We start from the raw sequence: 10657 nt of genomic DNA on the forward strand, positions 1-10657 counted from the left end.
AACTTGACTTCCACAAGGCGGTTTTCAGGAAACAAAAAGTCGCAATAACCGATACACTTATCAGTTATCAGTTATCAGTGGGGTGTGGGGTGTGGGGAAGTGGGGAAGTGGGGTGTGGGGTGTGGGGTGTGGGGTGTGGGGTGTGGGGAAGTGGGGAGAATAAATAAAATAATCTCCTGACTCCTGACTCCCGAATACTGACTCCTGACTCCCGAATACTGACTCCTGACTCCTGACTCCCGAATACTGACTCCTGACTCCCGAATACTGATAACTGATTACAAAGGGAAAAAGAGAAGGGAAAACAGCCCCTTCTCCGTCGTATCTAGACAAAAATTGTTCTAGTTGCCAATATGGACCGGTTGTGCTTGCAGAGATTCGACTAAACCGCGCACGGCTGCCACCATGGCCACTTCATTATCCAATTGATTGATCGCCGAACCAACACCGATACCGGCCGCTCCAGCAGCGATCGCCATAGGAGCGGTGACAATGGATAAACCGGAAGCGCAGAGGACGGGAACCTTCACCGCATGGGAAATAGCGTGGGCTGCCGCTAGAGTCGGGGCGGCTTTTTCAATCAGTCCCAAAATACCGGCGTGACGGGGTTGACTGCTAGTGCCGCCTTCGGTTTGAATAATGTCAGCACCCTGACTAACTAAAGCTTCCGCTAGTCTCACCTGTTCATCGAGGGGCAGCAGATGGGGAACTGTCACAGACAGGGTAATTTCGGGCAGTAAGTCGCGAGTTTGACGGGTTAGGGCTAAAACTTCCGCCGCCTCAAAAATGCGTCCTTGGGCATAAAAACTATCGAAATTACCGATCTCAATTAAATCGGCTCCCGCGTCCACTGCCATCACCAACAATTCTGGCTCGACGGCCGATACACACACGGGTAAATTTGTCAAGGCTTTTACCGTCCGAATTAGGTCAGCATTAGCGGCAATATCGACAAAAGTTGCTCCTCCGGCTGTAGCGGCTTTAACTACTGAGAGAACCTGCGAGCGATCGAAATTATTTAACCCACTAATCACTTTCAGGGCATGACGACGGGCGAAGGCTTGCTGTAAGGTAAAATTGATCATTAATCTACACCTATCTGGAATTCTCAAAAAACATTTTCCCACCTTCTCGCCGATCAGAGGGTGGGATTTGAGAATTCTTAGGGAAATTTTCTTTAATTTAGGTGTTGATTCTCTTGGTTTTTGCGCTTGAGGTTTTGCAGTTGTTGCAGCAGTACCTCGATTTCCGCTTCTAGATGCAGGTATTTCACCTGTTGGTCAGCTTGGTAGGTGGTGCGAATCTGTTTCATGGCGGAGGATTCCTTAGTTAGTACAGTTGTCATAGCGGTATCTATAGAGTGCTGATTATGTTTAATTGTTTCAATTTGTATATACTACCTTAACAATGTCTTAAAGAAAACCTTTTTATGGTAGTTTCTCAACTGGCACAGGATGAAAGAGGGAAAAAATTCTTGCAACCAAGGGGATCGGAGTGCGATATACTCAGTCGCGAACGATATTGGCAAGCATGACCATGGTAGCGGTAGCAATTTTAGCAGCGGGTAAGGGAACCCGAATGAAGTCCAGCCTTCCGAAAGTTTTACATCCCCTCGGCAGTCGCTCGCTAGTGGAACGGGTGCTTAATGTCAGCGAATCCTTACATCCCCAGCGAAAACTGGTGATTATCGGTTATCAAGGGCAACAGGTGCGAAATACTCTACAGCATCTCGATGATATCGAATTTGTTGAACAAAAGGAACAGTTAGGCACTGGCCATGCTATTCAGCAGTTAATCCCCCATTTAGAGGACTTTCAGGGGGATTTGTTGGTCTTAAATGGCGATGTTCCCCTGTTGCGTCCCGAAACCTTGCAAAATCTTCTCCAGATTCATCAAGACCATGGTAACGCTGCCACCCTCTTAACTGCTAACCTCCCAAACCCGAAAGGTTACGGTCGAGTTTTTTGTGATGGCAATAATCTCGTTAAGCAGATTGTGGAAGAAAGAGACTGTACCGATGCCCAACGACAAAACCACCGGATTAATGGAGGTATATACTGCTTTAATTGGTCAAAATTAGCGGCTATACTGCCTAATTTAACCCCCAATAACGATCAAGGTGAATATTACCTCACGGATGTGGTCAATTTTCTCGATCCCGTCATGGCCGTGGATGTGGAGGACTTTTTAGAAATTACCGGCATTAACGATCGCAAACAATTGGCCGCCGCCTATGATATCCTGCAAACTAGAGTCAAAGATGATTGGATGGCCGCTGGAGTCACCATAATTGACCCCGATAGTGTCACCATTGAGGATACTGTCACCCTCAGTGCCGATGTGATTATCGAACCCCAAACCCATCTGCGCGGTGAGACGATAATCGCTTCTGGTTGTCGTATAGGTCCTGGGAGTTTAATCGAAAATAGTCGGATAGGCAGCGATGTAACCGTCTTATTTTCGGTGATTTCTGATAGTCAGGTGGATTCTGGTTGTCGCATCGGTCCCTACGCTCATTTGCGCGGAGAAGCGAAAATTGGGGCTAATTGTCGAGTCGGTAATTTTGTTGAAATTAAAAAAAGTAGCATCGGCAATAAAACCAATATTGCCCATTTATCCTATCTGGGAGATGCCACTTTAGGGGAAAAAGTTAACGTTGGCGCGGGAACAATTACTGCTAATTACGATGGCGTGAAAAAACATCAAACTATGATCGGCAGTGGCACAAAAACTGGGGCAAATAGTGTTTTAGTGGCTCCTTTAAAATTAGGAAAAAATGTCACCGTGGCTGCCGGTTCAACTATCACTAAAAATGTCCCCGATAACGCTTTAGTTATTGCTCGCGAAAGTCAGCGTGTGATCGAAAATTGGGCAGATCAGTTTCAGTAGGTTAATTCCGGGATTTAAGGCAAGAAAACTGTTGCTAAATTCCGAGATTAGAGTCAAGATAAACGGGGAGGGAAAGAAAGAGGGGTTGAGTACCATTCAACCCGCGTTGCTGATTTGAGATATGAATCTTCTTTTGTGGGATTTTTAAAACCTAGACCCAAACTAACTTTTGGATGGGTGCAAGATTGTCATTCATACCTTGATTCAGCAACGCCCTTTTTTTTGCTTCCTCTCAGATTAACCCCTGTCAGTTCGCCGTAACAGACAAGGCAGTCAGTGATTTTTGTCTGTTGCAATTTATTTTAATTTTCCAAAGTCTTAATTGTAACCACCTGCGGCGGTGTAGAATCAGGTGGATAAATAACATCTAATTGTACTTTTAGTTGAGTTCCTGGTTTTAAATCTAGTTTTAATAAAGGATCTAAAACCTGCCCTGTTCTATGCCATAAATGTACATAACGGGTTTGTTGTTTACCTTGATCATCGCTATATTTTAAACGCACTGTACCACGGAAAAAGGGAAAGTCTAATGATGGTTTTCTAAATTTAATTCCTTTTTCAGATAGTCTATCTTCTTTTAATGGAGTTTCTAAAGTGATGCTAACTGTCTGATTTTTATTAGTGTTATTAGTTAAAGGTATGTTGAGTTGATATTCTACCCCATAGTTACCATGTGCTTCGTAAGCAGTATCAGGATACCGCACTAGCATTTTTGCGGTTTGGCTTTGTTCTGTTCCTAACCTTCCACCCCGTAAGTTTGCTATGGGATAAGAAATAATTTTACCTGGTTCGGGAATAGTCAGGGTTTGGGTTTTGGTGTTGTCTGTGAGGTTTGCTTTCCATGTTGCACCTTCGGATATACCTGCGACTCTGCTGTAAATTAATTGACCTCCTTTTGCATCTGGGGGTGTGGGGGTTTTATCTCTTGGTCCTGCAAAGTTACCGTTATTTAATAAGTCTTGCCATTCTTTTAATGGGGGTGCGCGCTCGCTACCATCAGCATTTTTTTTCGCAAACATGGCTAAACTCGCTGCATAAATTTTACCACTGCTATTTAATCGGAAAAAACTGGATCTCCCATTGACAGGTTTTTCTAAATTTCTGACTGGGATAGGATGGTTTAATAACATTTGACTTCCCCCAGCAGCAATGACTATTCTTGCTGGAAATTCTTTTTGACGTACTCCCCGCAAAACATCCGCTACTGCTCTTGCACCTGGTCCAGAAAATGCTTTACCATCGTTATTTTCTATGTAGGGTTGCAAGGTGACAAACGGTGCTTCTGTCATTAAATAACTCGCACCTTGTAAAAGGTTAATAGTGATAGGTTTTTTACTGGGATTATGTAAAATTACTCCTATATATAAGGTTTGTAAATCCTTGGGATTGTGGGTATAATGATGAGCAAATAAATCAAATCTGCCTTGAATGGGAAAGTTTAAATGTGCGGCTGGAACTTTTTTGTTATTAGGTGTAAAAGTAGAAAGTAGAATACCTTCATTTTTGATCCACTCTGGACTGTTGCTATTAAAAACAGGTATTTTATCTAAACTACCAGGTAAAGGGCGCACTTCTCCAGTTTGTACAATTTCTTGGGGTGCTGGTTTTGCAGGTGTTTGGGCGTTTACTTGATTTTTCTGATGATAGCTATTGAAAGTTGTACAGCCAATAGTTTGAGTAATCGCTAATCCCGATATGATGATGAATACAGGTTTGAGGATGTGGTTTTTTGCTTGCAAAGTTCCCATAATTTTATTTTTCCAGTAAGTTTGCCATTTGCCAGTTTGCCGTTTGCCGTTTGCCGTTTGCCAGTTTACCAGTAAGTTTTCCAGAATGTTATGAACTGGATACAATGTATGGAAGGTTAATTTCTGATTTTCTGTAATGTGTGTAAATTGAAAGCAACTCAGTCATTTCGACTCAAGAGTTCGATAAATGGATATACTCATTGAATCTACTAATGACTTAAACGGCGCAACAGATCTAGGTTTTCCGCTCCATACCCCAGACGAATCCCACTGGCATCTTCATTAAATGTAATATCGAGTACCCAATGGAGACTATTTTCAATACTCCAATGTCTGCGAATCACCTCGGCGTGTTTTTGGGCATCTGCTGCTAAACTACTGATGAAGAGGCGAATTTCTGTAGTAGTTTTATTCCACAATTAGCGGACACTGCGAACTATGACTACTGCAGCTCTAACCAGTAATTTAGATAGGTCAATGGCTTATCAGTTCACTGATTACTGTTTACTGTTTACTGTTTACTGTTTACTGATGGTGTCTAAGGATTAAATTTGCGCGATGAAGCATGAAATGCTATAAAAATCTCAGTCCTCCCTATAGAAAAGAGTATAAACTTTATGGCACGCACCGAGTCCACAATGTTAGATCTGGGGACAAAAGCCCCCAGTTTTGCCTTACCCGATGTGGTTTCGGGTGAAACTATCTCTCTGGACAGCTTTGCGGCTAAAACCGCTCTGTTAGTCATCTTCCTCTGTGAACATTGTCCCTTTGTTAAACACATTCAAGAAGAACTTACCCGTCTAGGTCGCGATTATGCTAACACCAATCTGGGCATCCTCGCAATTAGTTCTAATGACGTGGAGAAATATCCCGATGATTCGCCCGAAAATTTGAAAAAAATGGCGATAACCCTTGACTTTAAATTCAATTTATGCTATGACGAAAGCCAAGAAGTGGCGAAAGCTTACACGGCAGCCTGTACTCCCGATTTTTTCCTCTTTGATAGTCAGCGGATTCTAGTCTATCGCGGTCAATTGGATGATAGTCGTCCTAGTAATGGAATACCGGTGACAGGCAAAGATCTCCGCACCGCTATTGACAAGGTTTTAGCCGGTCAACCGGCGCCGACGGACCAAAAACCCAGTTTAGGCTGTAATATCAAATGGAAACCGGGTAATGAGCCACCCTATTACGGTTAATTAACGAAGGGTGTAGGGTGTAGGGTGTGGGGTGTGGGGAAGTGGGGAAGTGGGGAAATGGGGAAATGGGGAAGCTGTCTCATCACCCTATCGCTCCAAAACCCTATCACCCTATCTCCTGAATACTGACTCCTGACGACCGACTCCTAACCCCACCAACAAACTTTTTCAGCAAGCCCTACTTATGAGACTATTTCAATAGCGTAACCGATTGCTGTGCTAATAGGGCAGTACCATAGGCCGCTTGCTCCTGTTTAGATAAAAGCACAGGAACCCCTAAATGACGCTGACGAATTATTCTCCAAGTCGAATTTTTTGCCCCACCACCGGCACTATAAACTCGCTCTAATTTATTGGCTCCCAATTCCTGTAAACGCTGATAACCTAAAGCTTCAATGCGGGCAATACTTTCTAGTAAACCATGCAAAAATTCTCGAGGATTATCGGGGCGAGGAGTCAGTTTTGCGGGTAAAAAAGGATCATTAATGGGAAAGCGCTCGCCCGCTTTTAGTAGAGGATAATAATCTAAATTACTTTCTTTTTGTCCATCTATTGCTAAACTATAATTTCTCAATTCTTGATCAGAAAAAAACTTCTTTAACACTGCTCCTCCCGTATTGGATGCCCCACCAGTTAACCACAAATTTCCTAAACGATGACTATAGATGCCATAGTTACTATCATCAACTTTCTGGCTACTTAATAATTTTAAGACTAAAGTTGAACCTAAAGATGTCACTGCATCCCCTAAAGAATTAGCACCACTGGCTAAAAATGCCGCTATGCTGTCGGTGGTTCCCGTATAAATTAAACAATCTTTCGGGATAGCAAAACGAGTCACTAAATCCGGTTTAATAGTATCGATCGCTGTACCCGGGGCAAAAATTTGCGGTAATAAATTAAACATCGGTAAATTCTCTAACCAATCGGGATAACAGAGATTTTCAAGATCATAACCTAACTTTAAGGCATTGTGATAATCACTAATTCCCAGTTTACCGTGCAGGAGAAATGCTAACCAATCCGCTTGCGAGAGAAAATAACGCGCTTGCGAAAAAATTTCTTGTTCACTCCACCAAAGTAATTTAGCTAAACTGGAGGTAGCACTAATCACGGGATGGTGAGGGGGTGCTATAGCTTTAATTGCTTCTAAAAAGGCAATTCCTCGCCCGTCATTGTATAATATTGCCTCAGAAAGAGGATTACCCCAATTATCACATAATAACACCGTCGAGGAAGTACCATTAATCGCGATCGATTTAAGTTCTGAACGCACCGAATCCCCTAGATTATCCAATAAATAAAATAGGGCCTTTTGCCAATCCTGAAAATTGGCATCGGTGAAAGGATAATGAACCTCAGCGACGATATTTTTGCTAGAATCAATAGCAATCGCTCGCGCTCCCGATGTGCCAAAATCAATACCTAAAGATAAACCCATAGATGTCTTCACAACCCCCTCATTCTGGCTACCATTGGGATGGTATCACTCCCCGATTCTTTGAAGGTTGGTACTTCCGAGTCATGATTCCGCAATTAGCCGACGGATTCGCCTTTATGTATTCTATTCAAGACCCAAGGGGCGGTCAAGTCAATAGCGGCGGATCAGTGCAAATTTTAGCCATAGAATCTAATTATCTTTGTCGCACTTTTCCCGATACGGATAAATTTTGGGCAAGTCGTCAGGAATTAGCCATTATCCATTGGGGAAAAACTAACTTAAAAATCCGTCCCCGTCTGCTTTCCCCGTCGGCTTTTTTTGAGTCTGTTCGAGAAGGTTATCAAGCAACGGCACACCAGCAGCAAGGACGAATTTATGATCCTGTCACTGGAGAAATCTGTCAATGGGATTATTGCGTTGAAACTAGGTACACTTGGGGAGATAACAAGCGTTTACCCCAAGCAACAGCAGGAATATTATCTTATTTACCGATTTTTGACCCAGGTTGGCAGATTTTAACTGCTCATGGTTTAGCAACAGGAATGATTACCTATCGGGGAAAAAATTACCAATTTGAGAATGTACCTTTTTATAGCGAGAAAAATTGGGGTTATTCTTTCCCCGAAAAGTGGTTTTGGATTAATTGTAATGCTTTCCCTGAAAATCCCGATTTAACCTTAACCGCAGTGGGTTCTACCCGGAAAGTTCTCCACTGGACGGAATCGGTGGGAATTATCGGTATTCACTGCCAAAATCGCTTTTATAAGTTTGATATCTGGAATTCTCAACTAACTTGGACAGTGCAACCCTGGGGATACTGGGAAATGAGGGCAACCAACGAGGATTATACCATTGTCTTAATCGGGATCAGTGATCATCCTCCCGATCGCGTGCGTGTACCCACAGAAAAAGGTCTCTGTTTTGCTTGTCAAGATACCCTCAAAGGTAAATTGTCGATAAAATTGGCTGATAGTCGTGGTAAAACCATTATAAATGCTTCTAGTGGTCTAGCTGGTCTCGAAATTGGCGGTATTTGGCCATCAGCATGGATAAAACGGTGAGTTAAATCACCATTGCGACGGGAGAATATCACTCTATTCTTGATTGATCGGTATTAACATAGAATCAGTTTTTGATCGCTAAAAAATTGGGCTCTTCGGTAATTGTTATGCAATGGACGGGGGTTATAAGGGATAGAAACCTTATATAGAAAGGCATTTAGCGATTTTTGTCAATTATTTTTGATCTAGAGCGAACTAATCAATTAAGTCTCTTACCAGATAAGGATTTAGTCGATTTATGACCCCCTATCGAACCATACCAAGTAACGAAGAACCAAAAATTGCTTCATGAACCAACCTTCTCTCAATTTTGTTGAGAAATTAGTGATAGCAGAAGTGCAGGAACAGTTAAGGAATTTACCGGCTTCTTTTCGCAAATATCGCTCGGAGATTAAAATTGATCGAGTCATGAATAATGCTATTCAAATTCTGCCGCGCAGTTTCAAAACTTTGGAGAAAAAATATCACGACTATCACACCCGAAGATTAAGAATAACTTCAGCCACTCAGCAGCAAGAGCGATCGGTACGAAGATCAGGAGCAAGAGCAAAAATTTGTTTTTAGCTGACATGGGGGAGTTCCTCTTGAGCGTCTTGGGGTAGTTGAGGAGGCGAACTCGGTTGAGGCTGAGATGTCCAGTCGATTTTCTTGCCAGCGGTCTCGCGTTGCGAGCGCGTTGCGAGCGCTCCTAAGCTCCGACCGATCTCTGCCCCCGCTGCACCGGCGACTAATTTGCCGATCGCCCCTCCGACCAAAGCACTTCCTGTTTCCCCGACAAAACTACTCCCTGTCTTGATCGTCCAATCTTTCACGTCTGTCTGTTCGGGCGAGGCTTCCTGAGACGGCTTTCCTTGCTGCTCGACTTGTTGATTTAAGGCAACTGCCGTATCTTCTCCTAACTGTCCCCCCAAAACCCCTCCAGCCAGAGCGCCTACCATGCCGCCCGCAGGCCCAGCGATTACCGTACCCAGAATTGCGCCCCCCGCAGTCCCCAGGGTTTCACCGAGCTTCTCGCCGCTTTTCTTGCTGAGGTGTTCTGCGATCTCGATCGGATTTGCTCCCGCCTGAGCCTTGTCCGGCTCGGGGCGGAAAATTTCGTGGGTGACATCATAGCCTAACTTTGCTCCGGTGGTGCTGCCAGCAAAAGCGCCCACTTGAGCGCCCAAAACCGCCCCCCCCGGTCCAAGCGCCGAGCCGATCGCCCCGCCGATCATTCCACCGGCCACTTGTCCCGCCGACATCCCTAGAAAAGCACCACCCACGGCCGCTGGATGCACTGCTTGGCTGATCTGGCCAGCGATTTGCCCAGTAGCTGAGACGACGGACTCTGCGGTTGCCGTTGCCGTTTGCAGGGCGGTTTGCCCGACTTGATTGGCTTGTTCAGCCAAGGGTTTGACCGCCGACCCAGCCGTTTCCAGGAGAGCTTGGCCTGCATCTTGGGTGACTTTGAGGAGGGGGTTAGCGGCTTCGAGAACGGAGTCGCTTGCTGCTTGCCATTGCTGGGCGGCTGCTTCGCCTGCGGTTTTTGCCGCCTTCGCTATCTGGTTCGCCACTTCGCCAGCAGCTGCTAGGAAATCGGCGGGATTTTGAGTAACTTGTTCCCCTGCTGAGGCTGATGAATCTGGATTGGCCATTACCTCTATCCTCCTGAGATTACCCCGGAGCTACCGGGTTGGGTCATTATTCGGCAATTTCCACTTCTGTGGGTGCCTCGGGCTTGGCTGAACTCTTGGCAGTCCTAATTTCTGCCTCGGCTTCTGCTACCAGATCATTCCAGGACTCACTGGCTTCAGCCACAGTTTCTTGCACCTTCTCAAACGTTTCTAGTCCCCATTTAATGCCACTTTTGGTGAGGTCGCGGCCGGAGTCTGCTAGAGACTTTCCTACCTCTGGATTACCCAAAGCACCAATGAGAGGGGCGAGAGCCAGGGCTGCCGCCCCAACGCCCAGCGCCGCCACTGGCTCGATGCCTAACAACAAAGCTTCTAAATCCATAATCACTAATTTACTATCTCTATAGTTACTAATTCTGTACGCAAATATTGCATCTAGAATTAGCTTTGTACGCTTTGACCCGTACTGGGTTAACTACGAACCTCTCTATCGGATTCCCGCTAAAGGCGGCCTCTCCGACTACCTTTCTTCCAATATTTAAGGAACCATTAATATCTGCTCCATAGAAATAACCCGACGAGCTTCTGAATAGTCCTCTTTTAATTCTCTTGCCTAAATAGCTTTTTTGCTTTTGAATAGACTCTAAGTCCAAGAAACTACATTTAGAGGTATAGCTTTCATTAGTTGTTTTGACCTCTATTCCTA

General features: G+C 44.5%; 11 protein-coding genes and 2 pseudogenes. 4 read left to right on the forward strand and 9 right to left on the reverse strand.

From position 1 onward, the window contains the following. Positions 1-60: 60 nt before the first annotated feature. From PX482_RS12150 to PX482_RS12160, 3 genes are all read right to left on the reverse strand, one after another. Positions 61-333: a hypothetical protein gene (locus tag PX482_RS12150; RefSeq protein ID WP_288122479.1), complete on the reverse strand. Its 273-nt coding sequence runs from the start codon at positions 331-333 to the stop codon at positions 61-63. 8 nt (positions 334-341) lie between these two features. After that, positions 342-1085 (reverse strand): DUF561 domain-containing protein, encoded by a 744-nt coding sequence (locus tag PX482_RS12155; protein ID WP_002756734.1) that lies wholly within the window; start codon positions 1083-1085, stop codon positions 342-344. Positions 1086-1177: 92 nt separating this feature from the next. Beyond that, positions 1178-1345, reverse strand: coding sequence for a hypothetical protein (locus PX482_RS12160; protein ID WP_002756735.1), 168 nt, complete (start codon positions 1343-1345; stop codon positions 1178-1180). A gap of 191 nt (positions 1346-1536) precedes the next feature. Between PX482_RS12160 and glmU the strand changes: the two genes are divergently transcribed. Next, positions 1537-2889: a bifunctional UDP-N-acetylglucosamine diphosphorylase/glucosamine-1-phosphate N-acetyltransferase GlmU gene (glmU, locus tag PX482_RS12165; RefSeq protein WP_041805027.1), complete on the forward strand. Its 1353-nt coding sequence runs from the start codon at positions 1537-1539 to the stop codon at positions 2887-2889. A 302-nt stretch (positions 2890-3191) separates the two neighbouring features. Here glmU and PX482_RS12170 read toward each other — a convergent pair whose 3' ends face one another. Together PX482_RS12170 and PX482_RS12175 are read right to left on the reverse strand one after the other, a co-directional pair. Next, complete coding sequence (locus tag PX482_RS12170; RefSeq protein ID WP_002756737.1) at positions 3192-4742, reverse strand: DUF3370 domain-containing protein; 1551 nt, start codon at positions 4740-4742, stop codon at positions 3192-3194. A 107-nt stretch (positions 4743-4849) separates the two neighbouring features. Next, positions 4850-5047 (reverse strand): annotated as a pseudogene (locus tag PX482_RS12175) (ISAs1 family transposase); the annotation flags it as partial. Between the two features lie 207 nt (positions 5048-5254). Here PX482_RS12175 and PX482_RS12180 point away from each other — a divergent pair. After that, positions 5255-5836 carry a thioredoxin family protein gene (locus PX482_RS12180; protein ID WP_002756739.1) on the forward strand — a complete coding sequence of 194 codons (582 nt, stop codon included), beginning with the start codon at positions 5255-5257 and terminating at the stop codon, positions 5834-5836. Between the two features lie 190 nt (positions 5837-6026). Here the strand turns inward: PX482_RS12180 and PX482_RS12185 are convergent, their stop codons facing one another. Beyond that, the gene (locus tag PX482_RS12185) at positions 6027-7277 is read right to left on the reverse strand and encodes an FGGY-family carbohydrate kinase (protein ID WP_002756740.1); all 1251 of its coding nucleotides are present in this window, start codon (positions 7275-7277) and stop codon (positions 6027-6029) included. 2 nt (positions 7278-7279) lie between these two features. Here PX482_RS12185 and PX482_RS12190 point away from each other — a divergent pair, with 2 nt between their 5' ends. Both PX482_RS12190 and PX482_RS12195 read left to right on the forward strand, forming a co-directional pair. Further along, positions 7280-8338, forward strand: coding sequence for a tocopherol cyclase family protein (locus PX482_RS12190; protein ID WP_002756744.1), 1059 nt, complete (start codon positions 7280-7282; stop codon positions 8336-8338). Between the two features lie 288 nt (positions 8339-8626). After that, positions 8627-8902: a hypothetical protein gene (locus PX482_RS12195; protein ID WP_002756745.1), complete on the forward strand. Its 276-nt coding sequence runs from the start codon at positions 8627-8629 to the stop codon at positions 8900-8902. Here PX482_RS12195 and PX482_RS12200 read toward each other — a convergent pair. From PX482_RS12200 to PX482_RS12210, 3 genes and pseudogenes are all read right to left on the reverse strand, one after another. Next, positions 8899-9972, reverse strand: a complete 1074-nt coding sequence (locus PX482_RS12200; RefSeq protein WP_002756749.1) for a hypothetical protein — start codon at positions 9970-9972, stop codon at positions 8899-8901. The genes PX482_RS12195 and PX482_RS12200 overlap by 4 nt on opposite strands. Positions 9973-10018: 46 nt before the next feature. Continuing rightward, a complete protein-coding gene (locus PX482_RS12205) occupies positions 10019-10333 on the reverse strand; it encodes a DUF5132 domain-containing protein (protein ID WP_002756751.1) in 315 nt (104 codons plus the stop codon). A gap of 28 nt (positions 10334-10361) precedes the next feature. Next, positions 10362-10657: pseudogene (locus PX482_RS12210) on the reverse strand (RNA-guided endonuclease InsQ/TnpB family protein); the annotation flags it as partial.

This window comes from Microcystis sp. M53602_WE12, assembly GCF_030065455.1.
GTDB classification, from domain to species: Bacteria; Cyanobacteriota; Cyanobacteriia; order Cyanobacteriales; family Microcystaceae; genus Microcystis; species Microcystis aeruginosa.